General features: G+C 61.0%; 18 protein-coding genes. 9 read left to right on the top strand and 9 right to left on the bottom strand.

The annotated features are described in order from the left end of the window. Window positions 1–10 precede the first annotated feature (10 nt). Window positions 11–1,633, bottom strand: coding sequence for an AMP-binding protein (locus L8V01_RS11465; protein WP_269947139.1), 1,623 nt, complete (start codon window positions 1,631–1,633; stop codon window positions 11–13). Window positions 1,634–1,784: 151 nt separating this feature from the next. On the opposite strand from L8V01_RS11465, the gene L8V01_RS11470 reads away from it, so the two are divergent. Genes L8V01_RS11470 through L8V01_RS11480 form a run of 3 tightly spaced genes read left to right on the top strand, consistent with a single transcriptional unit; the run spans window position 1,785 to window position 4,352 of the window. After that, window positions 1,785–2,600 (top strand): GDSL-type esterase/lipase family protein, encoded by an 816-nt coding sequence (locus L8V01_RS11470; RefSeq protein ID WP_269947140.1) that lies wholly within the window; start codon window positions 1,785–1,787, stop codon window positions 2,598–2,600. A gap of 52 nt (window positions 2,601–2,652) precedes the next feature. Further along, window positions 2,653–3,738 (top strand): S-(hydroxymethyl)mycothiol dehydrogenase, encoded by a 1,086-nt coding sequence (locus L8V01_RS11475; RefSeq protein WP_269947141.1) that lies wholly within the window; start codon window positions 2,653–2,655, stop codon window positions 3,736–3,738. After that, window positions 3,738–4,352, top strand: coding sequence for an MBL fold metallo-hydrolase (locus tag L8V01_RS11480; RefSeq protein ID WP_269947142.1), 615 nt, complete (start codon window positions 3,738–3,740; stop codon window positions 4,350–4,352). The genes L8V01_RS11475 and L8V01_RS11480 overlap by 1 nt, the downstream gene beginning before the upstream one ends. Before the next feature lie 3 nt (window positions 4,353–4,355). On the opposite strand, the gene rfbA is transcribed toward L8V01_RS11480, so the two are convergent. The 7 genes from rfbA to L8V01_RS11515 form a co-directional block, all read right to left on the bottom strand. Beyond that, window positions 4,356–5,204: a glucose-1-phosphate thymidylyltransferase RfbA gene (gene rfbA, locus L8V01_RS11485; RefSeq protein WP_269947143.1), complete on the bottom strand. Its 849-nt coding sequence runs from the start codon at window positions 5,202–5,204 to the stop codon at window positions 4,356–4,358. Continuing rightward, entirely contained in the window at window positions 5,205–6,560 is a 1,356-nt protein-coding gene (locus L8V01_RS11490; RefSeq protein WP_269947144.1) for a sugar nucleotide-binding protein, read from the bottom strand. A gap of 2 nt (window positions 6,561–6,562) precedes the next feature. After that, on the bottom strand, window positions 6,563–7,558 hold the full coding sequence (gene rfbB / locus L8V01_RS11495) for a dTDP-glucose 4,6-dehydratase (RefSeq protein ID WP_269947155.1): 996 nt from the start codon (window positions 7,556–7,558) through the stop codon (window positions 6,563–6,565). Window positions 7,559–7,621: 63 nt separating this feature from the next. Then, the gene (locus tag L8V01_RS11500; protein ID WP_269947145.1) at window positions 7,622–9,100 is read right to left on the bottom strand and encodes an HNH endonuclease signature motif containing protein; all 1,479 of its coding nucleotides are present in this window, start codon (window positions 9,098–9,100) and stop codon (window positions 7,622–7,624) included. Window positions 9,101–9,241: 141 nt separating this feature from the next. Continuing rightward, a complete protein-coding gene (locus tag L8V01_RS11505) occupies window positions 9,242–10,567 on the bottom strand; it encodes a M1 family metallopeptidase (RefSeq protein ID WP_269947146.1) in 1,326 nt (441 codons plus the stop codon). Window positions 10,568–10,612: 45 nt separating this feature from the next. Then, window positions 10,613–11,692 (bottom strand): alpha/beta hydrolase, encoded by a 1,080-nt coding sequence (locus L8V01_RS11510; protein WP_269947147.1) that lies wholly within the window; start codon window positions 11,690–11,692, stop codon window positions 10,613–10,615. 51 nt (window positions 11,693–11,743) lie between these two features. Further along, window positions 11,744–13,138, bottom strand: coding sequence for an alpha/beta hydrolase (locus tag L8V01_RS11515; RefSeq protein WP_269947148.1), 1,395 nt, complete (start codon window positions 13,136–13,138; stop codon window positions 11,744–11,746). A 531-nt stretch (window positions 13,139–13,669) separates the two neighbouring features. Here L8V01_RS11515 and lpdA point away from each other — a divergent pair. After that, entirely contained in the window at window positions 13,670–15,082 is a 1,413-nt protein-coding gene (gene lpdA / locus L8V01_RS11520) for a dihydrolipoyl dehydrogenase (protein ID WP_269947149.1), read from the top strand. Window positions 15,083–15,204: 122 nt separating this feature from the next. Here lpdA and ramB read toward each other — a convergent pair whose 3' ends face one another. Next, complete coding sequence (gene ramB, locus L8V01_RS11525) at window positions 15,205–16,614, bottom strand: acetate metabolism transcriptional regulator RamB (RefSeq protein WP_269947150.1); 1,410 nt, start codon at window positions 16,612–16,614, stop codon at window positions 15,205–15,207. 369 nt (window positions 16,615–16,983) lie between these two features. Here ramB and L8V01_RS11530 point away from each other — a divergent pair, with 369 nt between their 5' ends. The 5 genes from L8V01_RS11530 to L8V01_RS11550 all read left to right on the top strand — a co-directional run. After that, on the top strand, window positions 16,984–17,739 hold the full coding sequence (locus L8V01_RS11530) for a succinate dehydrogenase cytochrome b subunit (protein ID WP_269947151.1): 756 nt from the start codon (window positions 16,984–16,986) through the stop codon (window positions 17,737–17,739). Window positions 17,740–17,754: 15 nt separating this feature from the next. Beyond that, window positions 17,755–19,770 (top strand): fumarate reductase/succinate dehydrogenase flavoprotein subunit, encoded by a 2,016-nt coding sequence (locus tag L8V01_RS11535; RefSeq protein WP_269947152.1) that lies wholly within the window; start codon window positions 17,755–17,757, stop codon window positions 19,768–19,770. Continuing rightward, window positions 19,770–20,519, top strand: coding sequence for a succinate dehydrogenase/fumarate reductase iron-sulfur subunit (locus L8V01_RS11540; protein ID WP_198492427.1), 750 nt, complete (start codon window positions 19,770–19,772; stop codon window positions 20,517–20,519). The genes L8V01_RS11535 and L8V01_RS11540 overlap by 1 nt, the downstream gene beginning before the upstream one ends. A gap of 56 nt (window positions 20,520–20,575) precedes the next feature. After that, window positions 20,576–20,950, top strand: coding sequence for a hypothetical protein (locus L8V01_RS11545; RefSeq protein ID WP_269947153.1), 375 nt, complete (start codon window positions 20,576–20,578; stop codon window positions 20,948–20,950). 347 nt (window positions 20,951–21,297) lie between these two features. After that, window positions 21,298–23,089: DNA methyltransferase (locus tag L8V01_RS11550; protein ID WP_269947154.1), on the top strand; the 1,792-nt coding region annotated here is incomplete at its 3' end.

Consider the following 23,089-nt stretch of genomic DNA (forward strand, 5'->3'; position numbering starts at 1 on the left):
GGGAGGTGCGCTAAGCCTCGCTGTCGTTATTAAGCAGGCGCGGGACCACCTTGCCGGTGGCGTTGCGCGGGAGCTTGGCCAGGAAGTGTACGTCGCGTGGCACGGAGTGATCGGCGAGCTTGGTGCGGACCCAGTCGCGGATGGCGTCGGCGGTGAGGGCCTTTCCGGCGGCGTCGGCAGTAGGCACCGCCCACACGGCGATGCGCTGGAAGGTCTCGCTATCCTCTACGCCGCCAGCATGCACCTCGTGGATGCCGGGCATGGCCTCGAGAACCTCGGTGACGGACTGCGGGTGGACGTTTTCGCCGCCGACGATGATCATGTCATCGGCGCGGCCGACCACGTGCAGGAAGTCGTGCTCGTCGATGTAGCCCAAGTCTCCAATAGAGATGAGACCGTCCACCTTATTGAGCCGCAGGTTCGGGTTGGTATAGCCGGTCATTGCGGTGGAGTTGGTCAGGTAAATCTCTCCCACCTCGCCGCGCGGAACCGGGTGTCCCTCCTTGTCGAGGATGCGCAGCTTCGTGCCGGAGGCCACGCGCCCGGCGATGGTGGGGTTGGCGGCCACCTGATCCATGGTGGCGGTCGTCGCGAGCGCGAGCTCGGTGGATCCATACACGTTGCACAGGATGGCGCCGAAGCGCTCATTGGTCTCCTTGACCACCTCCGGGGTCAGCGCATTGCCGGCCGAGGCGATGAATTTCAGGCTCGAGGTATCAAACTCGCCGGCTGGGTCCCGCTCCACCAGTCGCTTGAAAAAGATGGGGGAGGAAATCATGCCATCGAGGCGGTAGCGCTGGACGTCGTCAAGCACCTGCTTCGCGTCGAATACGCGGCGGGTGACGATGGTATTGCGCAGGCCCAGCGCGATATTGATGCAGGCCCAGCCCCAGGTGTGAAAAATGGAGGCGGTGAGCTGTAGGCGCTGGTCGGCGCGCCACGGAATCGTATCCACGATGGAAGCCAGCACCACCGGCAGGGCCGGCTCCGGCCGCACAATGCCCTTCGGAATGCCGGTGGTGCCGGAGGACATGAGCACGATTGAGCCGTGCTTGGGGAAGCGCGGCAGCTCCACGGCCGGTGGGTTCTTTACAATCTTGTCCAGCTTCGGTAGATCGCTTGCCCCAGTATCGTGCGCGATGATGACCGGGATATCGGTGTCCACGCGGTCGATGAATTCATCATCCACGACGAGCACATTGATGCCGTTTTCCTCAATGCAGCCGGCCAGCTGCTCCGGGGAGGAGCCCACGTTGAGCAGGTAAATAGAAGCGCCCACATAGCCCTTGGCGCCGAGCGGAATGATGATGCCGCGGCCGTTGCGCGCCATGACGCCGAGGCGAATCTCGGGCAGGTCCAGCGAGCGGAGGTAGCGGGCGAAGCCCTGCGTGTGGGTGCGCAGCTGGCGGTAGGTGAGGGTGCCGTCGTCGTCGATAAGCGCCAAGCGCTCCGGGCAGGCAAGGTAGCCCTGTTCGATCTCGCGCGCGGTGGTGAAGCGGTAGCGGGCCAGGTTCGGCAGGAGATTGATCTGGGCCTTCGCGCCGCCTTGGTGGCTGACGAGTCCGGCGTTGAGAAGCGCCGGCACGAACCGGCCGAGGGCTGCAGCGTGGAATGTGAAATCAGAAAAATTCACGATCGGGAAAGCTCCAAATTAGCGAAGATAACGAAAAGATAACCATGGACGATATCGTGAGAGAGGCGGGCGGTGTTGCCGCCAACTCGAAATATGTTACAGAGGTGACTACAGTTATCTGAAGTTACTGGTGTTTCTAGAAAAGGATCTCATGAAATCTCTGCAGCTGAAAGTTCTCTCCGTGGTGGCTTCCGCGCTGACCGTGCTGGGTGCAGTGGCCGCGCCGCAGGCCACTGCCGCGGAGCGCAACCTAGTAGCCTTCGGTGATTCCGTCCTTGCGGATCCAGATGCTGGCTCCTATTTTGCCCACCGCTATGACCGCTCTAAGGGCGTTGGCGTAGACTGCCCGACCTCCAATAACTACGCCAAGCGCGCGGGCGCGAAGCTGCGCCTTCCCGTGCGGGACTTCTCCTGTTCCGGCACCGTGTCCATGTCCCCTGGTCCGCAGATTTTCCAGCAGGTGGATACGGCCCTGCGCACTGGCGCGCTGACCCCGGCCACTAACCGCGTGGTCATCACCACTGGTTTTAATGACACCTACAATCACCGCGACCTCAACCTGCCGCAGATTCGCAAGCAGTTCGTGGAGCACACTGCGCCGCAGATCGAGCGCATCAAGCGCGCCGCTCCGAATGCGCGCATTCAGATCGTGGGTTATCCCACCATCGGTTCCGGCCCGTACTACTGCCTATTCCACTTCGGCCCGCACCCGGCCGATTCCACCTTCCTGCCGGCCATTCAGGACTTTGAGAATAAGGCCCAGTGGATGCAGGTGGATCTGGCGGCGCGCACCGGCGTGCAGTTCTTGGATATGAAGCCTTCCACCCGCAATAACGGCATGTGCGCCGATGCAAACCAGCGCATGTGGGCTGGTCTGGTGGACTTCACCGCAGGCGACGGCAACCTGCCCATCCACATGAACCAGCGCGGCCATGAGCATACGGCTAACGTCATTGCCCGCTCCTAAAAAAGGTTTTCAGTAATGCGCCGGTTTTGAAAATATCGGTACGCTCGGGCGCATGACTGTAAAAGCTGTTATTGCCCGTTCTAAGGGCGCGGAAGTCGAAGCCGTCAAAATTGTCGTTCCTGACCCCGGCCCCAATGACGTCATCGTGCGCGTGCAGGCTTGCGGCGTATGCCACACCGACCTTGCTTACCGCGATGGCGATATCGAAGACGCCTTCCCCTTCCTGCTCGGCCACGAGGCCGCAGGCGTGGTGGAAACCGTAGGTTCTGCGGTTACCCACGTGGAGGAAGGCGACTTTGTCATTTTGAACTGGCGCGCCGTGTGCGGCGAGTGCCGCGCCTGCAAGAAGGGCGAGCCAAAGTACTGCTTTAATACGCACAACGCCTCCAAGAAGATGACCCTCGAGGACGGCACCGAGCTCACCCCCGCCCTGGGTATCGGTTCTTTTGCAGAGAAGACCCTGGTCCACGAGGGCCAGTGCACCAAGGTGGAAGACACCGACCCGGCTGCCGCTGGCCTGCTGGGCTGCGGCATCATGGCGGGCCTCGGCGCTGCCGTGAATACCGGTGACATCCAGCTCGGCGAGTCCGTCGCTGTCTTTGGCTGCGGCGGCGTCGGCATGGCGGCCATTGCGGGCGCCAAGCTGGCGAGCGCGGCGAAGATCATCGCCGTGGATATCGACGAGTCCAAGCTGGAGACCGCCCGCGAATTCGGCGCGACCGATACCATCTGCTCCAAGGATCTCTCGGAGCAGGAAGTCATTGACGCCGTGCGCGAGCTCACCGGCGGCTTCGGCACCGACGTGTCTATCGACGCCGTGGGCATCCAGCCCACCTGGCGCCAGGCCTTCTACTCCCGCGACCACGCCGGCCGCATGGTCATGGTGGGCGTGCCGAACCTCACCGACCATGTGGATATCCCGGCCATCGACCTCTACGGCCGCGGCGGTTCCATTAAGCCCGCGTGGTACGGCGATTGCCTCCCAGAGCGCGATTTCCCCGCTTATGTGGCGCTGTCTAAGGCCGGCAATTTCCCGCTGGATAAGTTCGTCTCCGAGCGCATTGCGCTTGACGACGTCGAGCAGGCCTTTACCACCATGAAGTCCGGCAAGGTTCTGCGTTCGGTGGTGGAGTTCTAATGCGCATTGATAGCACCGTTACCTCTGGCAAGTTCCGCCTCGATGGCGGCGAGTGGGATGTGGATAATAACGTCTACGTCGTGGGCGATGACTCCAGCGTCTACGTGGTGGACCCCTCTCACGATTTGGATGCGGTAGCAGAGCTCGTAGGAGATCGCCGCGTGGAGGGCATCCTTTTGACCCACGGGCACAATGATCACTGCGAGCTCGCCCCCGAGGCCGCCAAGCGCTTCGACACCGAGGTCTACCTGCACCCAGACGATGACATGCTGTGGCAGGAATCCAATGGCGATGCTCCGTATACGCCATTGGCGGACCGCGGCCAATTCGATATCGGCGGCGAGAAGATCACGGTCTACCACACCCCGGGCCACTCGCCGGGCTGCGTGGTGCTGCACGTGGGCGAGACGCTGCTATCGGGCGATACGCTCTTCAACGGCGGCCCAGGCGCCACCGGCCGCAAGTACTCCGACTTCGATGTGATCATCGAGTCGCTGAAGAACGTCGTCTTCACCCTGCCCGAGGACACCAAGGTCCTACCAGGGCATGGCGACGCCACCACGGTGGGCGCAGAGGCCGCGCGCATCGACGAATACATCGAGCGCGGCTACTAGCCTCTAAAACGCCCGCAGGTACTCGCCGTAGCCGGACTTGAGCAAAGGCTCGGCGAGTGCTTCTAGTTGGGCGCGGTCGATGAAGCCGGCTTCGAAGGCGGCGACCTCGGGCGAGCCGATAACGATTCCGGTGCGCTTTTGCAGTACCTCGACGTAGGCAGAGGCCTCGCTCATCGAGTCCACCGTTCCCGTATCGAGCCACACGCTGCCGCGGTGCAGCCGCTGGACATTCAGCTCGCCGCGGCGCAGGTACTCCTCGTTTACCGCCGTGATCTCCAGTTCGCCGCGGCCGCTGGGTTCGATGCCTTTGGCTATCTCCACCACGGAGTTGTCATAAAAGTACAAGCCCACCACCGCGTGGTTAGACCGCGGGACCTCCGGCTTTTCCTCGATGCTGAGCGCATGGCCTGCGGCGTCGAATTCCACCACGCCGTAGCGCTGCGGATCCGAGACCTCGTAGGCAAAGATGATGCCGCCTTCCGGATCCTGGCACTGGGCGAGCTCGCCGCCGAAGCCGTGGAAGATATTATCGCCGAGTACCAGCGCGACGCTGTCATCGCCAATGAAATCCTCGCCAATCAAGAAGGCCTGCGCGAGCCCCTCCGGCCGCGGCTGGACCGCGTAATCGATCATCAGCCCGAGCTGCGAGCCATCACCAAAGAGCCGCTGGAAGGCCTCCGCATCCTCCGGGGTGGTAATGATGAGGATCTCCCGAATTCCCGCCTGGATGAGCGTGGTCAGCGGGTAGTAGATCATCGGCTTGTCATAAATGGGCATGAGCTGCTTCGAGATGCCCTTGGTAATCGGATAGAGCCGCGTGCCGGAACCGCCGGCTAAGATGATGCCTCTCATTTAGTCCTCCGGGTACAGCGCTAGGTACAGGGCAAGCGCCGCGCGCCAATTCTGTGGCTTGAACCCAGTGGCTTCGATTTTATCCAGCGCGAACGTCGATTCCTTGGGGCGCGGCGCCTCGGTCCCCGCGATGTCGCGGTACTGCTCGGTGCTCACCGGCGTGACCTCGGCCGGATCGTGGCCGAGCCCGATGAATACGGCCATGGCAATCTCATCGCGGCCCACGGTATCGCCCGAATTCGAGAGGTTATACACGCCGTACTCCGCGCCGGAATTGAGCAGGTGCACGATGCCTTTGGCAAGATCCTCAGCAAACGTGGGCCGCCCGCGCTGGTCATGGATGACCTTCGGCTCCACGCCCTTATTGGCCAGCCGGCGCATGGTGGACATGAAATTCTCGCCCTCGCCAAACACCCACGAGGTGCGGATGACGTAGTGCTGCGGCGCGGTCTGCGCGGCGGTATCGCCCGCGGCTTTCGACGCCCCGTACGCACTCAATGGCGACGGTAGCTCCTCCTCGGCGTGGACCTCGTTAGCGCCATCGAAGATATAGTCGCTCGAGACGTGCACCAGCGTGAGCTGGTTTTCCGCGGCGATGCGCGCCAGCTTTGCAGGCCCTTCCGCGTTGACGGCCCAGGCGGCAGCGCGGTCGCTTTCGGCGCCGTTGACGTCGTTATACGCCGCGCAGTTAATGATGGCGGAGTACTGCTTCCAGTTCCGTTCTGGTGGGTTGGTGATGTCGAATTCGGCGTGGGGGCAAAATTCGGCGTCGGAAAGCAAGCGCTTGAGAGCCCGCCCCAGCTGACCATTCGCGCCCGTGACAAGGATGCGGCGGGCGGGCATCGGGCTCACGTCTTTGAGGGCGGGGTGCTGCTTGTCCTTCTCCGAAATCTCGGTGGGCTCCAGCGGCCAGTCCACGATGTTGAGGTTCACCGCGGAATAGCGCGCCTCGGCCGACCAATGCTCATTGACCAGGTAACAGTACGAGGTTTCCTCCAGCGCCTGAAAGCCATTGGCGACGCCCCGCGGCACAAACACCGCAGTCTCCGGCCCCACCTCGTGGGTGACGACCTCGCCAAAGCTTTCCGAGCCCTCGCGCAAATCGCACCACGCGCCGAAGATCTTGCCCTGCGCTACCGAGACCAGCTTGTCCCACGGTTCGGCGTGCAGGCCGCGCGTAGCACCGGCGTGATTAAAAGAGATATTGTTCTGCACCGGCTGGAAGCTTGCGAGTTCGGGCGTGAGCTCGGTGAGTTTTTCGCGCTGCCAATTCTCCTTGAACCAGCCGCGGTTGTCCCCGTGTACGTCGAGTTCGATAATGAGCAGTCCCGGGATGGCGGTTTCAGTTGTGCGCATATTTACTGTCCTTGCTGCTTGTAGCGGGCTTCCACGTCTTCTTTCTCGGGCTTCCACCAGTCTTCGTTATCGCGGTACCACTCGATGGTGTCCTCGAGTCCGGCGCGGATATCCGTGAACCGCGGGGTCCATCCCAGTTCGCGGCGCAGCTTGGTGGCGTCCATGGCATAACGCTGATCGTGGCCGGGGCGGTCCGCCACGTGCTCATAGAGGGCGCGTCCATCGCGGGTGTGGCCCATGATCTCGCAGATAAGCTCGATGACCTGCTTATTATTAATATCTTTCTGGTCCGCCCCGATATTGTAGGTCTCACCAATCCGGCCGCGCTCGAGGATGGCGAGCACTGCGTCGTTGTGGTCATCGACGTGGATCCAATCGCGCACCTGCTCGCCGGTGCCGTAGAGCTTGGGGGCGTGTCCGGAGAGGATATTGGTGATTTGGCGGGGGATGAACTTCTCGATGTGCTGGTACGGCCCGTAATTATTGGAGCAGTTCGAGATGGTGGCGCGCAGCCCGAAGGAACGCACCCATGCGCGCACGAGGTGGTCAGAACCCGCCTTGGTTGCCGAATACGGGCTGGAGGGAGCGTAGGCGGTGTGCTCGCTAAATTTGGTGTCCGCCCCAATCTCGAGGTCGCCGAAAACCTCGTCGGTAGAGACATGGTGGAAGCGGGTATCGTGCTTCCGGCAGGCCTCTAGGAGGGTGAATGTGCCCACGACGTTCGTGTAAAGGAAGGGCGAGGGATCCCGCAAAGAATTGTCGTTATGGGATTCGGCGGCGAAGTGAACGACAGCATCGGCGGCGGCGACGAGCGGTTCCACTGTTGCGGGATCGGCGATATCGCCCTCCACGAAGTTGATATCCAGCCCGGCGAGGTTGGCGCGGTTTCCGGCGTAAGTGAGCTTGTCCAGCACCGTAACGCGGGTATCGGGGCGCGCCTGGCACATTAGGCGCACGAAATTGGCGCCGATAAAACCGGCGCCGCCAGTGACGAGCATCGTTTGCATGGTTATCCAGTGTAGGGCAGTCGGACGTGCGGCTGTGGCAGGCCGGGGGCACGGTTAGGCCGCACCCGGTGGTGACGGAGGTGGCGAGGGCGGATCCGTGAGCCTGCGGGCCGGGGCTTGTTCCGCGGCGGGGTGTTTGTTGACCTCCACGGTGGGCGATAGGCCGCCGGTGTGGGCGGCGCGGTAGCCCACCCGGCCAGTGACGGGATCCCGTTCGGCGTGTCCCATTCCGTTGCGGCCATCGCGGTAGTCGTTATTGTCCACGTGGTGCCGGCGGCACAACAGGGTGAGGTTCTTGAGGTCGGTGGCACCGCCGTGGGACCAGGCTTGGAGGTGGTGGACGTCGCAATCCTGCCAAGGGCGGTGGCACTCGGGGTGGGTGCAGACGAGCTCGGAGGCCGCGAGGGCGAGTTTTTGCCAGAGGGAAGCGGTGCGCTTGGTGCGGCCAAGCTCGAGTGGAAAGCCCTTCTCATCCACGGCGCAGAAGAAATCGTGCTGTGCACCGCCGAGGCGGAGGAGGTCCAGTGGGGTGAGCTCGATGCCGGTGCTGGTGGCGAAGCGGGTATCGCCGCCCATTGCCTCCAGTTCTTCCAATGTGGTGGCGACGAAGAAGGAACCGAGGCCGTCGGAGTTCTTTTGGGTGGCGGAAAGGTAGCTCGACAGGGCGGCGGTTAATTGGTCCGCCATGCGCTGGGCATAGGTGCGGGTATCATCCTCTGCGCTGAGATCCGCGCTGCCCTTATTCTTCGCGGGAGCAAAGGTGCTGGCGAGGATGGCGGCCGCAGATGCGTCCAGGTATCCGGAGATATGCACGCCGCCGTCGGCATCTTGGTGGGAGATGCTAAAGCGGCGCTTGCGGGTAGCGGCGTGTGGATCGGGCTCGCCGGCTGGGTTGAGGGCGTGCTTATTCGCCTTGCGGATGGCCTTGCGCAGCCACTCGCGCAGGGAATCGAAGGAGCGACGCTTGGCCTGCTCGAGAGCCTGGTTGCGCAGCTCGCTCGGGCCGGGGATGGCGTACTTGCTGAGGCTGCGCAGTTCGTTCTCGATGAGGTTGAGGATGCGCTCGGGGACGGGTTCTTCCTCAAAGAGCTTCTTGCGGCGCTTTTCCTCCTCGCGGCGCTCGCGGTCGGCGCGGCGGCGGGCTTCCTCTTCGGCCTTCGCGCGTGCGGCGTCATCGGCCTCGGGGTCCGCAGGAGGAGTGGGCTCCGGATCGGGGATAGGTGCGAAGAGGTTCTTGCCATTGCGCAGGCGGGCGGCGGCCTCGGCATCGGTAAGGCCTAGACGCGTGGTCAGGTAGTCCTTGGCCTTGGAAGAGCCTACGCGGCGGCCGGCGTCATCGCGCTCTGCAATGAAAGCAAAGGCGGCGTCGATGGTGGACTTATTTCCTAGGGCTCTCTCCAGGTGTTCGAAATGGGGGTGAAGAAGCTCAAAAGATAGATCGGAAGGATCCTGCATGAGACTGCGCAGCTGGGTGAGTCCAGTGGCAACCTGCGCGATGGCGGAGTCTATCTCCGCATGCTTGGTGGTCTGCATGATCCCTCCCTTCCTTTTCGTTTACGTGTTCTATTCTACCCAGATAAAACACCCCGTCAACAGGAAAGAAGCAATTGGTCAATAGATTAGACATTCCCCAAACAAACGCAGACTAAACCCCGCGAAACGGGGCCAAAACCACTAACTCGGGAAGGAAGGAAGGGCCTTTTGGTTGAGCCAGGCGTCTACGGTGGCGTCGAAAAGCGCGGCGTCAGGAGCGGCGGCGCGGAAGGCATCCAACAATATGAAAGGCTCCACCACCGAATGCTGGTGTTTGGTGAGGTAGCTGCGGAGGGTGGTAAAGAAGGCATCGCCAAGCAAGCGGTGAATGGCGTGCACGGTCAAGGCGCCGCGCTTGTACACGCGGTCATCGAACATATCGCGCGCACCCGGATCGGAAACGGTGAGGTCCTGTGCCTTGCGTCCCAAGACGTGGTAGTGGGAACGCGCTGCCTCGTGCGCGGTGGTCTCGCCCTTGTGCTCGGCCCAGAGCCACTCGCTGTAGCAGGCATAGCCCTCGTTGAGCCAGATATCCTTCCACTCGCTCAGACCCACGGAATTGCCGAACCATTGGTGCGAAAGCTCATGCGCAATAAGGCGCTCGAAGGCGTGGTCGCCCTTAATATGATTGGAGCCAAAGATGGACAGGCCCTGCGCCTCCAGCGGTATTTCCAGCTCATCTTCCGTGATGACCACCTGGTAATCCGCAAACGGGTAAGGGCCGTAAATGGAGGAAAAGAAGTCCACCATTTCCTGCTGCTGGGCAAACTCATCCAGCACGCGCTCGCGCAGCTCGGCCGGCGCCCAGGCGCGCGTGGAAGGCCCCAAATTGAAATTAGAGAACTCACCTACCTGGACCGTCGCCAGGTAGGTGGCCATGGGCTCGCGGGTGCGGTAGTGCCAGCGCGTGGTGGAGCTGCCCGCCCGGCGGGAGACAAGGTCCCCATTAGATACCACGATGAAGGGATCATCGGCCGTAATGATGATGTCATAGAGTGCCTTGGCAGAAGGCGTATCGTCGCAGGGGAACCAGCTGGGCGCGCCATTGGGCTGGCTGGCCACCAGCGAGCCGGACTCGGTTTCTTCCCAGCCAATCTCGCCCCAGGTGGTGCGGATCGGCCGCGGGCTGCCGCCATAGCGAATGACCAGCTCAAATTCCGTACCGGCGGCAATCTCCTCAGCAAAACGCAAGCGCAGCTTGCCGGAAGACTGGCGGAACTTAGCCACCCGCGGTGCGCCCTTTGCGGTCACGCGCCGGGCCACCATCGCCCCACCCAGGTCTAGGGTCAGGGACGTTAAATCCTCGTCGGCCCGGATAGCCAAAGTAGCCTCGCCTTGGAGCAGGTTGGGCTCCACGCGGTAGGTCAGATCCAGCGTGTAGTGGGAAACCTCAAAACCGAGGTTAAAATCCACGCCGGTATATGGGTCAGTGTGGGTACGCGAAAGGGCGGTAGGAAGCAACTTCATAATGCTGCAAGCCTACCGCCCTTTCAGCCGCGGAAAGAAACGAGCTTATTTATTGAAAGCGCGCTCGAAAACCGGCCAGGAGTCCTTGAGGTCCGCAATCCAGTGTGGCCAAGAGTGGGTGCCGGTATTGCGGAAGATATAGGTTGCCGGGATGCCAGCCTGGTCCAGCTTGGCCTTGAAGTTGTGGGTGCAGTAGTTCACACCAGCCTCGATGGCGCCGCCCTCAACCTGCAACTGAGTAGATCCCAAAGCAGCAACTGTAGGGTTATAGCCCTTAGCCACGTGATAGGAGAAGGTATCCTCCTTGCCGGCCAGGCCGGAACCGGAAGAGATGTACAGCTCCGTGCCGCGCAGCTTCTCGTGGTTCATCATGGCATCGTTATAGCGGTTGGTAGGGGAGCCGAACGGTCCCCACATCTGCTCCGTGGTAGCGCCGCCGCGGTTGACGGTGAGCTCAACGGCCTTGTGCTCTACCGGGTAGGCGGTAGCTGCGCAGCCGGCGTAGGAACCGACGGCATCATAGAAGCCTTGGTTGTGCTCCGCCAAGAGCAGGGAGGACGTGGCGGACATGGACATGCCCGCGATGGCACGGTGGTTATCGGCCTTGATATGGCCCTCGATGGTGCCCGGCAGTTCCTTGGTAAGGAAGGTTTCCCACTTCTGTGGCCCCTTGAGGTACTGGGAGTTCGGCTCGGAGACCCAGTCGGTGTAGTAGGAGAAAGCACCGGCCTGCGGGATAACCACGTTGACGTTCTTGGAGTGGTAGAAATCAACGGCGTCGGAAAGCTTCAGCCAGTCCATGTCCTGCTCCGCGCCACCTGCGCCATTGAGCAGGTAGATGGTCGGGCGGTTCTCATCCGTCGCGCGAATGACGGCCAGCGGAATCTTGCGGCCGTTCATAGCCGGGGAGGTGGCCTGCAGCTTTTCGACGCGCGGATCGTCCTTGTACTTCTGGTACCAGGTCTGCTGCTCTAGTTCTGGGGTGGCCTCCAGCGGGGCCAGGGTGGACTGGGCGGCGTTGCCTGCTACCTGCTGTGGGGTGAGCTGTGCGGCACCCGCGATTGGGGCGCAAGCCAAGCCTGCACACACGGCGGTGGCGGCAAGGATGGAGCTAAGACGCTTCATAGTGCTTCTTTCCTGTAGTTAATGAACTCGCTGATTATACTTCCGCGCCACTTATTCCGCAGCGCCGACGGCCTCTGGGGCTCCAGCAGCCTCGGTACCTTCAGCGCCCATGCCCTCGACAAAGTCCTTATCCGGGGACTGCTCAGCGGCGCTCAGGGCATCCTTGACCTGCGCATCTTGCTCCGCCTGCGGTGCATCAACGGAAAGCTCATTAGCCTCTACCGCCGGTGCGGCCGGTGCCTCGGCAGCGTCCTTGGCAAAGCCGCGCTCGAAGGTCTTCCACGAGGAGAAGATGTCATTGCGCCAGCCTGGCCAGGAATGGGTGCCGGTATTGCGGAAGTTCCAGTCCGCCTTCATGCCCTGGGAATCCATCTTGGCCTTGAGGTCATGGGTGCAGGAGCTCATTGCGGCCTCGATGACGCCGCCTTCAACCAGCAGCGTGGAGGATCCCGGAACGCCCCAGTCATTGGCTCCGCCCAAGCCACTGTTCACGGAGACGTAGGTCTCGGATTTGCCCAGGTTATTCGGGTTAGCGTTGACCAGTGCATCGTTGAACACGTTGTACTCGCTGCCCATAGCGCCCCACATCTGATCGGCCGAGCCACCGCCACGGTTGACGGTCAGCTGGGTGTACAGGCGCGGCAGTGGGCGGGAGGTTGCGGCGCAGCCGGAGAAGGAGCCCACGGCGTTGTAGAAGCCCGGATTATGCTCTGCTAGCAGCAGGGAAGAGGTAGCGGACATGGACATGCCGGCGATGCCGCGCTTGCCGTTGCCGCCGATTCGAGATTCCAATGCGCTCGGCAGTTCCTTAGTGAGGAAGGTTTCCCACTTCTGCGGGCCTTTGAGGTAGCCATTATTCGGGGTGTCTACCCAGTCGGTGTAGTAAGAGAAGGCGCCGGCCTGCGGGATGACCACATTGACGTCCTTGGACGTGTAGAAGTCCACCATGTCCTGCATACCCTCTTGCTCGGGGTTGACGTCGCTGTTAGCAGTGGCGGTGATCCAGTCCATGCCCTGCTCGGCGCCACCGGCACCGTTGAGCAGGTACAAGGTGGGGCGCTTTTTATCAAAGTTGCCGTCCGGGGTGATGACCGCAAGCGGAACCTCGCGGCCGCCCATGGCGGCAGACGTTGCGGTCATGACCTTGACGTGGTCGCCGTAGTGGTTGCCGGCCTTGCTCTTATGGCCAAAGGCATAGCCCTTCCACTTATCCTTGTCCTTCAACCCGGCAATATCCACCACGCGCTTGTCACCTTCGGTGGTGATGGCGTAGTTAATGTTTTCCGCGTCCGCAGGGTCGGTGAGGTTTACCTCGCGGATGGTGGACGGGGTGGCATCGCCCTGGATTTCGGCCGGTTCAACGGCGGAGGCGATGGGGGCGGACAAGACCCCGGCCGCAATGGCGATGCCTGCGACGCTGGAGCCGAAAGAGCGCAAAGTATGCATATTTAACTTCCTCGAGTTAAGAGAATCTTCTCAGTAGGTATCGTTCCGCAAAGCGGGAGTGTTAGCAAGACTCTATGCCTTTATTGTTCTTTTAATGTAGCAAAACCTGTGACGCATGTGGTTTGTGTGTCATAATTCTGAACGCAGCGCGCATGTAACGGCGGCGCTACAATCTCCGTTAGTACAAAGCGTGTGATTAATGTGGGTCAATCCGCGGCCCCATCCCTCGCCCCCGGCAAGTAAAAATACAGAAAGAAGCACTATGAACGTTTTCGATTCCATCCTCGTGGCCATCAACGAAGTTCTGGGCCAGTTCCTGCACGCAGGCTCCTCCATGTCCTCCACCGCCGCACTGGCTCTCGGCCTGTTCTAATACGCCGAGTACACGGCCCTGCTTGGGAGCGTCGCGCGCTTGCCGACGCCACCGTGCAGGGCCTTTGTGCGTTTTGCCCCCCGAAGCGTGGGGTACTCGGGCAACGGAGTGTGACCCAATGCGCGACATGGAGGGGAAAGTTACGTATCCTTTAGAACGTGACTAATGAACATTATGACGTAGTAGTACTCGGCGCGGGCCCTGGCGGCTACGTGGCCGCCATCCGTGCAGCTCAGCTTGGTAAGAAAGTTGCCGTAATCGAGAAGCAGTACTGGGGCGGTGTCTGCCTCAACGTAGGTTGCATCCCTTCCAAGGCGCTGCTGAAGAACGCTGAGGTTGCCCACACCTTCAACCATGAGGCGAAGGACTTTGGCATCTCCGGCGATGTCTCCTTTGACTTCGGTGCTGCCCACAAGCGTTCCCGCAAGGTTTCCGCGGGCATCGTCAAGGGCGTTCATTACCTGATGAAGAAGAATAAGATCACCGAGATCAACGGTCTGGGCTCCTTCAAGGACGATAAGACCATTGAAATCACCGAGGGCGATGACAAGGGCAAGACCGTCACCTTCGATGACTGCATCATCGCTACCGGTTCCGTGGTTAAGTCCCTGCCGGGCGTGGAGCTGGGCGGCAACATCGTCTCCTACGAGGAGCAAATCCTCAACGATGAGGCCCCGAAGTCCATGGTTATCGTCGGCGCCGGCGCCATCGGCATGGAGTTCGCCTACGTGCTGGCAAACTACGGCGTGGACGTCACCATCGTGGAGTTCATGGACCGCGTCCTGCCGAACGAGGACAAGGATGTTTCCAAGGCCATTGCTAAGGAATACAAGAAGCTGGGCGTCAAGCTGCTGACCGGCTACAAGACCACCTCCGTGAAGGACAATGGCGATGACGTCACCGTTGAGGTCGAATCCAAGGACGGCTCCAAGCAGGACACCCTCACCGTTGATCGCGCCATGATTTCCATCGGCTTCGCCCCGCGCGTCGAGGGCTTTGGCCTGGAGAACACCGGCGTTGAGCTCACCGAGCGCGGCGCTATCGCCATCGATGACACCATGCGCACCAACGTGGACCACATCTACGCCATCGGTGACGTTACCGCGAAGCTGCAGCTCGCCCACGTTGCTGAGGCACAGGGCGTTGTTGCCGCAGAAACCATCGCCGGCGTGGAGACCCAGCTTTTGGGCGATTACATGAACATGCCGCGCGCTACCTTCTGCAACCCACAGGTCGCTTCCTTCGGCTACACCGAGGAGGCCGCCAAGGAGAAGTTCGCGGACCGCGATATCAAGGTCGCTACCTTCCCGTTCTCCGCTAATGGCAAGGCTGCCGGCCTCAACGAGACCGCGGGCTTTGTCAAGCTCATTGCGGACGGCGAGTACGGCGAGCTCATCGGCGGCCACATGGTGGGCTCCAACGTTTCCGAGCTGCTGCCGGAGCTGACCTTGGCGCAGCGCTTTGACCTCACCGCCGAGGAAATCGGACGCAACGTCCACACCCACCCGACTCTCTCTGAGGCCATGAAGGAAGCCGCCGAGGGCATCGGCGGCCACATGATTAACCTCTAAGCAGGGCTGCTTGCCGACGTCCCCCGTAGGGCGACTCCAAGGCACCGCACCGTTCCTCCGCTCGTCGGAGGGAGACGGACTGCGGTGCCGCTTTTCTTTGCGCATTCCTCCTAGCGGCCGAGTTAGTACGGCGCCACGGCAGAGCGGTGGGCGTCGATGCTGATGAACTCGTTGATAGGCGGGAAGGCGCGCTGTGCGCAGTTTTCGCGCGGGCAAGTGCGGCAACCGGAGCCGATAGGGGTAGCAGAGGAGAGATCTTTGAGGTCGAGACCCTCTGCGTAGACGGTGCGGTCGGCGTGGCGAGCCTCGCAGCCTAGGCCAATGGCGAAGAGCTTATTGGTATCGCCAAAGCGACCCTGGTGGTGCTGGACGGCGCGGGAGATCCACAGGTAATTGCGGCCGTCGGGCATCTGCGCCAACTGGCGGGAGATGATGCCGGGCTGGGTGAAGGTCTCGTAGACATTCCACAGCGGGCAGGTGCCACCATTATTGGAAAAGTGCACGCCGGTGGCGGATTGCCGCTTGGACATGTTTCCTGCGCGGCCGACGCGGACAAAGGTAAAAGGAATCCCGCGTAGGTTATCGCGCTGCAGGGTGGATAGGCGGGAGGCGACGGACTCATAGCCCACGCCGAAGACCTGGCAGAGGTACTCCACGTCGTAGCCGGAGCGCTCGGCCTCGGAGTGCAGCAAGGCATAGGGCATTACGGTGGCGGCGGCGAAATAGCTAGCCAATCCGCGCCGGGCCAGGTTGCGCGAGGCATCCGAGGTGAAGGGCTCCTCGTTTACCAAGGAGGAGATCCGGTCGCCGGCCTCGAGAAAGCTCAGCTCCGCGGCCATGCGGAAGGCGCGTTGGCCTTCGCTCAGGCGTGAGGCGAGCCGGAACTCGCCGGTCTCGCGGTCAAAGCTGTGCAACGTGCCATCCATCTGCGAGGTGATGTGGATGTCAACGTTGTGGCGATCGCGCAGGCGCTGCGCGAGGGCGTGTTCGGTGTCGCGGATGCCGAATTGGGTGACCGAGAGGGCGTCGGCAAGCTGTTCCGCATGGTGGTCCAGATCGTCCAAGTAGTTTTGGCGCGCGTAGAAGAAGTCGCGCACCTCGTCGTGCGGCATGGATAGGGCCTGGGTGGCCTCGGTGGTGCGGCGGGTATCAGTGGCCAGCGAAAGCTTATCGCGCACATTGCGGTAGCGGCGGTGGACATCCACTAGCGTGCGGGCCACGGTGGGGTGGTTATAGACCAGCTCCGAGAGCTCTTGCAGCTCGACGGGAGAGGGGCACAGTTCCTTATCTTGGATGACGTCTTGAATCTCGGCGAGCAGGCGGGAGTCATCGTCGCGGGAAAAGAAGGTGGCGTCTACGCCGAAGACCTCGGTGATGCGGAGGAGGACTGGGACGGTGAGCGGCCGGACGTCATGTTCGATCTGGTTGACGTAGCTGGCGGAGAGCCCCAGCGTTGTGGCAAGAGAGGCCTGGCTGAGATCTCGCTCACGGCGGAGCTGGCGAAGGCGGGAGCCCACATACGTCTTACTCATGCCGGAAAGGTTACTGGGTGGCTTGCGGGAGTGCACCCTAATCGCAAAGATCTTGCGAAGAATATTCACCCGTCTGTGGGGAGCATGTGGGTTTCATGCGAAAGTTTGACACATAAAGGGGTGGGGGAGTCACTCTAGTAACACTGAGTGACCAAGTTCACAATCAAGCGGACATTTACGCAACTTCAATATTGCGGAATTCCGAGCGGCCAAGGTAGCGACGTTTTGCTTCAGGTGTTCTAAGGCAACCCTTGCCTAAGAGAATTCTGACTTTAACCGTACCGCCGTACCGTTAGGCGAAACACCGCAGGAATTGACTAGTAACCAGCGGTTAAGCCCAGTTAAAGTGAGGGCGACAATGGAGGTGTCATGACTTTAAGAAATCCGGACCGTGAGGCAGTAGCTCACGGCCACATTACTAACGAACCAATCCGCCAGAAGCCGGGAGTGCCCTCCTGGGTTCTGAAGCTCATCATGGCCGTTACCGGCCTGCTCTTCGCGCTTTTCGTCGTTGGCCACATGGCCGGCAACCTGAAGCTGTACTTGCCGGCTAATGGCGGCGAAGAGTCCCTAGATGAATACGGTGCATTCCTGCGCTCCATGGGCGAGCCACTGTTCCCGCATGAGGGCGCATTGTGGATCATCCGCGCCGTACTGCTGGTTGCCATCCTTGCCCACATCTATGGCGCATTTGCCCTGACCGCACGCTCCAAGGCGTCCCGCGGCAAGTTCCGCCGCAGCAACCTGATGGGCGGCCTTGATTCCTTCGCCACCAAGTCCATGCTGGTCACCGGCATCGTCTTGCTGCTGTTCATCATCTTCCACCTGCTGGATCTGACCCTGGGCGTGCAGCCTTTCGCCCCTGATGCCTTTGCAGAGGGTGCGGTGAAGGCCAATATGATCGCCACCTTCAGCCGTTGGCCGGTCACCATCGTGTACGTGATCGCTATGTGCTTCCTGTTCCTGCACCTCACCCACGGCATTCGCCTTGCTGCCTCTGACCTGGGTATCACCGGTGCGAAGTGGCGTCAGACCTTCCTGATCCTGGCGTACGTCATCCCGGCCGTTGTATGCATCGGCAACATCGTTATGCCTTTGTCCGTTGCCCTGGGCTTGGTCAGCTAAAGGAGTTAGAAACCCATGACTAATACTGAACTCAAGCGCGAGCACCCCAAGTTCTCGCATCCACAGTCCATCGTTCCGGGCGTATCCGCCGGCAACATCCTAGAATCCAACGAGCCGCACGGCGTGCCGATGAAGGATATGTGGTCCCACCAAAAGGATCACATGCAGCTGGTTTCCCCGTTGAACCGCCGCAAGTTTGAAGTCCTCGTGGTTGGTACCGGCCTGTCCGCCGGCTCCGCTGCGGCCGCATTGGGCGAGCTGGGCTACAAGGTAAAGGTATTCACCTACCACGACTCCCCGCGCCGCGCGCACTCCGTCGCCGCGCAGGGTGGCGTTAACGCCTCCCGTGCCAAGAAGGTGGACAATGACTCCACCTACCGCCACACCAAGGACACCGTTAAGGGCGGCGACTACCGCTGCCGCGAGTCCGACTGCTGGCGCCTGGCAAACGAGTCCGTGCGCGTTATTGACCACATGAACGCCATCGGCGCCCCATTCGCCCGCGAGTACGGCGGCACCTTGGCTACCCGTTCCTTCGGTGGTGTGCAGGTCTCCCGCACCTACTACACCCGTGGCCAAACGGGTCAGCAGCTGCAGCTGTCCACCACCTCGGCGCTCTACCGCCAGATTGGCCTGGGCAACGTGGAGCTCTTTGCCCACAATGACCTGCAGGACATCATCGTCTACAACGACAACGGCAAGAAGCGCGCCGGCGGCATCGTTACCCGCAACCTGATCACCGGTGAGCTCAAGGCCTTCACCGGACACGCAGTTGTGCTGGGTACCGGCGGCTACGGCAACGTCTACCACATGTCCACCCTGGCTAAGAACTCCAATGCCAGCGCCATGATGCGTGCGTACGACAGCGGTGCCTACCTGGCTTCCCCGGCCTTCGTGCAGTTCCACCCGACGGGCCTGCCGGTCAACTCCGATTGGCAGTCCAAGACCATCCTGATGTCGGAGTCCCTGCGTAACGACGGCCGCATTTGGTCCCCGAAGAAGGAGGGCGACGACCGCGACCCGAATACCATTCCGGAAGAAGAGCGCGACTACTTCCTGGAGCGCCGCTACCCGGCATTCGGCAACCTGGTTCCGCGTGACGTTGCTTCCCGCGCCATCTCCCAGCAGATCAACGCCGGCCTGGGCGTGGGCCCGCTGCACAACTCGGTGTACCTGGACTTCCGCGACGCCATCGAGCGCCTGGGCAAGGATAAGATCCGCGAGCGTTACTCTAACCTCATCGAGATGTATGAAGAGGCCATCGGCGAGTCCGCCTACGAGACCCCGATGCGCATCGCTCCGACCTGCCACTTCACCATGGGTGGCCTGTGGACCGACTTCAACGAGATGACCTCCATCGACGGCCTCTTTGCCGCCGGTGAGTGCTCCTGGACCTACCACGGCGCTAACCGCCTGGGTGCTAACTCTCTGCTTTCGGCTTCCGTTGACGGCTGGTTCACTCTGCCGTTTACCATCCCGAACTACCTGGCTGACCACCTCAACGAGGAGAAGCTGGCGGAGGATTCCCCGGAGGCACAGGCAACCCTGGCACAGTCCCAGGAGCGCATCGACCGCCTCATGGGCGTGCGCGGCGATAACCCGCACGGTCCGTCCTACTACCACCGCCAGCTGGGTGACATCCTCTACCACGGCTGTGGCGTGTCCCGTAACGTCGAAGACCTCAAGGCCGCCATCACCAAGATCCGCGAGCTGCGCGAGGACTTCTGGGCTAATGTCCGCATCCCGGGCGAGGCCAATGACATGAACCAGGTCCTGGAATACGGCCTGCGCGTTGCCGACTACCTGGACTTGGGCGAGCTCATGTGTGTCGACGCTTTGGACCGCGATGAGTCCTGTGGCGCCCACTTCCGTGAGGACCACCTGTCCGAAGACGGCGAGGCAGAACGCGATGATGAGAACTGGTGCTTTGTTTCCGCATGGGAGGCGGGCGCTAATAAGAACGAGTTCATCCGCCACGCCGAGCCGCTGTACTTTGATTCGATCCCGCTGATGACAAGGAACTACAAGTAATGAAACTGACACTTGAGATCTGGCGTCAAGCCGGACCGACCCAAGAAGGCCACTTCGAGACCGTCCAGGTGGATGACGCCTCTGAGCAGATGTCCATCCTGGAGCTGTTGGACCACGTCAACGAGGGCTACATTGAGCGCGGCGAAGAGCCCTTCGCCTTTGCCTCTGACTGCCGTGAGGGCATCTGTGGTACCTGCGGCCTGACCGTCAATGGCCGCCCGCACGGCCCTGGCCAGAACACCCCGGCCTGCCAGCAGCGCCTGTTCAACTTCACCGATGGTGACACGATCAAGTTGGAGCCTTTCCGCTCCGCTGCCTATCCCGTCATCAAGGACATGATCGTGGACCGTGCGGCCCTGGATCACGTGATGGAGCAGGGCGGCTATGTCTCCATGGACGCTGGTACCGCTCCGGATGCGGATACCATGCACATCAACCACGAGACCTCCGAGTACTCGCTGGACCACGCTGCCTGCATTGGCTGCGGTGCCTGCGTTGCTGCCTGCCCGAACGGTGCGGCTCACCTGTTTACCGGCGCAAAGCTGGTGCACCTCTCCCTCATGCCGCTGGGCAAGGAAGAGCGTGGCCGCCGTGCCCGCAACATGGTTGATGACCTGGAAGCCAACTTCGGCCACTGCTCCCTCTACGGTGAGTGCGCCGATGTCTGCCCGGCCGGCGTTCCGCTGACCGCGGTTTCCGCGGTTACCCGCGAACGTGCACGTGCTGCTTTCCGTGGCAAGGACGACTAAGCTAAGGTTATTCCGTAGGAATACTAGGAACGAGAGAAAGACAGAAAGACTCCGCCATGAGCGATAACACCCACGCAGTCGCTGACTACGCCAGCGAGACCTACCCGGAGTTCTCCGGCAAGATTCAGAACACCTACATTGAGGGCTACGATCCAGTATCCTTCGGTGCTCCTCACTCTTCCCTCCTGCGCACCTCCACCTGGGTGGGCATGGGTCTGATCCTGTCTTGCCTCCCGGCTGCCGGCATCATCATTTGGGGCCTTGGCGTGTGGGATACCCCGCTGGGCACCGCAGGCGAGGGTGACTACACCCTGACCATGATCATCGGCATCATCGCCCTAGTCATTGTGGCCATCGCCGCAGTAGGCACCGTCCACTACGGCCGCCGCTACTACCGCAAGTACCGCAAGGAAACCGGCCGCGTTAACTAGTATTCGCTCTTAAGTCAAGTACCAACAACCCCCGCTCCCCACAGCATGCATGCCATGCAGGGAGGCGGGGGTTGTTGCCTGTATGCCGCCAAAGACCCAAGAAGGCGCCAACATAGCGTTGCTATGAGCAGCGCTTGCCGACGCCCCCTCCTCAGCATTGTTCTGATTGCTGCTCCTGTAGTTGTGCAAGTGTGGGTGGAAAGACGGAACACTAGGCGAAATATCAGGGTGAATGGCCTATGTACTGCATCTTCCGAAGGCTATTCACAGTTCCCCGCGGTAGAGAAGTGGCCCAAAGCGCCTGCCTTGGCGGGCAGGTAGCTCATGGGCTTATATGCTTAGTGGTTATGGCCCCTACGACTGTTTTCGACCGCGCTACCATTCGCCACAACCTCACCGAATTCAAACTCCGGTGGCTTGCCCACATTGAACAGTGGAAGGCGGAAAACCGGCCTGCGACTGAGTCGAGTCACGACCAACAGTTCTGGGGAGACCTGCTCGACTGCTTCGGCGTCAACGCCCGCGACCTGTACTTGTACCAGCGCAGTGCAAAACGTGCCTCGACGGGGCGCACCGGCAAGATTGACATGTTCATGCCCGGCAAGGTTATAGGTGAGGCCAAGTCCCTCGGCGTCCCGCTCGACGACGCCCACGCCCAGGCCCTCGATTATCTGCTGGGCGGTACTATCGCGAACTCGCACATGCCGGCCTATGTTGTCTGCTCCAACTTCGAGACCCTGCGGGTCACCCGTCTTAACCGCAACTATGTAGGCGATAGCGCCGACTGGGATATTACGTTCCCCTTAGAGGAGATTGACGAACACGTCGAACAGCTCGCCTTCCTCGCCGACTACGAAACCTCCGCTTACCGGGAGGAAGAAAAAGCTTCTCTGGAAGCCTCCCGCCTGATGGTGGAACTCTTCCGTGCGATGAACGGCGACGACGTAGACGAGGCAGTGGGCGATGAGGCACCCACCACGCCGGAAGAAGAAGACGAGCGCGTCATGCGCACCTCTATCTACCTCACCCGAATCCTCTTCCTTCTTTTCGGTGATGACGCGGGGCTCTGGGATACTCCGCATTTGTTTGCGGACTTTGTGCGCAATGAAACCACTCCAGAATCACTAGGCCCACAGCTCAATGAGCTATTTAGCGTTCTTAATACTGCCCCGGAGAAACGGCCTAAGCGTTTGCCGTCTACATTGGCGAAACTCCCTTATGTCAATGGTGCGTTGTTTGCCGAGCCGTTGGCCTCAGAGTACTTCGACTACCAGATGCGCGAAGCATTGCTTGCTGCCTGTGACTTCGATTGGTCGACTATCGATGTCTCCGTTTTTGGTTCTTTGTTCCAGTTGGTTAAGTCGAAGGAAGCTCGCCGCAGCGACGGCGAGCACTACACATCCAAAGCCAACATCATGAAGACCATCGGCCCGCTTTTCCTAGACGAGCTTCGAGCAGAGGCAGACAAGCTGGTGTCGTCTCCGTCGACGTCGGTGGCCGCGTTGGAGCGCTTCCGCGACTCCCTTTCCGAGCTGGTCTTCTGTGACCCGGCCTGCGGCTCCGGCAACTTCCTGCTGCTGGCGTACCGGGAATTGCGCCAGATTGAAACAGACGTGATTGTCGCAATCCGCCAGCGCCGCGGTGAAACGGGCATGTCGTTGAATATTGAATGGGAGCAGAAGCTATCCATTGACCAGTTCTACGGCTTTGAGCTGAATTGGTGGCCTGCAAAGATTGCCGAGACCGCCATGTTTTTGGTTGATCACCAAGCAAATAAAGAACTGGCGAATGCTGTGGGTAGGCCTCCTGAGCGGTTGCCGATTAAGACTACCGCCCACATTGTCCACGGCAACGCCCTGCATCTTGATTGGACAGACATACTCCCAGCTTCTGCTACCAAGACCTATATCTTCGGCAACCCTCCATTTATCGGGCACCAGACTAAGTCCAAGCAGCAACGTGTCGAGCTGAAAGCTGTGTGGGGTGATGACTTCGACGGCTATTTGGACTACGTCACCGGCTGGCATGCAAAGGCAAAAGACCTCCTGGCCGACCGCCCTGGCGAGTTTGCTTACGTAACCACCAACTCGATTACCCAAGGCCAACCTGTCTCTGCACTTTTCGGACCGCTGATCCGGG

This window comes from Corynebacterium curieae, from assembly GCF_027570035.1.
GTDB lineage: Bacteria > Actinomycetota > Actinomycetes > Mycobacteriales > Mycobacteriaceae > Corynebacterium > Corynebacterium curieae.

Coding starts and splice junctions, on each gene's coding strand:
- L8V01_RS11480 (WP_269947142.1), top strand. CDS start 3,738: ATGCGCATTGATAGCACCGTTACCTCTGGCAAGTTCCGCCTCGATGGC.
- L8V01_RS11540 (WP_198492427.1), top strand. CDS start 19,770: ATGAAACTGACACTTGAGATCTGGCGTCAAGCCGGACCGACCCAAGAA.
- L8V01_RS11515 (WP_269947148.1), bottom strand. CDS start 13,138: ATGCATACTTTGCGCTCTTTCGGCTCCAGCGTCGCAGGCATCGCCATT.
- L8V01_RS11470 (WP_269947140.1), top strand. CDS start 1,785: ATGAAATCTCTGCAGCTGAAAGTTCTCTCCGTGGTGGCTTCCGCGCTG.
- rfbB (WP_269947155.1), bottom strand. CDS start 7,558: ATGCTCGTCACTGGCGGCGCCGGTTTTATCGGCGCCAATTTCGTGCGC.
- L8V01_RS11475 (WP_269947141.1), top strand. CDS start 2,653: ATGACTGTAAAAGCTGTTATTGCCCGTTCTAAGGGCGCGGAAGTCGAA.
- L8V01_RS11500 (WP_269947145.1), bottom strand. CDS start 9,100: ATGCAGACCACCAAGCATGCGGAGATAGACTCCGCCATCGCGCAGGTT.
- L8V01_RS11490 (WP_269947144.1), bottom strand. CDS start 6,560: ATGCGCACAACTGAAACCGCCATCCCGGGACTGCTCATTATCGAACTC.
- rfbA (WP_269947143.1), bottom strand. CDS start 5,204: ATGAGAGGCATCATCTTAGCCGGCGGTTCCGGCACGCGGCTCTATCCG.
- L8V01_RS11505 (WP_269947146.1), bottom strand. CDS start 10,567: ATGAAGTTGCTTCCTACCGCCCTTTCGCGTACCCACACTGACCCATAT.
- L8V01_RS11530 (WP_269947151.1), top strand. CDS start 16,984: ATGACTTTAAGAAATCCGGACCGTGAGGCAGTAGCTCACGGCCACATT.
- ramB (WP_269947150.1), bottom strand. CDS start 16,614: ATGAGTAAGACGTATGTGGGCTCCCGCCTTCGCCAGCTCCGCCGTGAG.
- L8V01_RS11535 (WP_269947152.1), top strand. CDS start 17,755: ATGACTAATACTGAACTCAAGCGCGAGCACCCCAAGTTCTCGCATCCA.
- L8V01_RS11545 (WP_269947153.1), top strand. CDS start 20,576: ATGAGCGATAACACCCACGCAGTCGCTGACTACGCCAGCGAGACCTAC.
- L8V01_RS11510 (WP_269947147.1), bottom strand. CDS start 11,692: ATGAAGCGTCTTAGCTCCATCCTTGCCGCCACCGCCGTGTGTGCAGGC.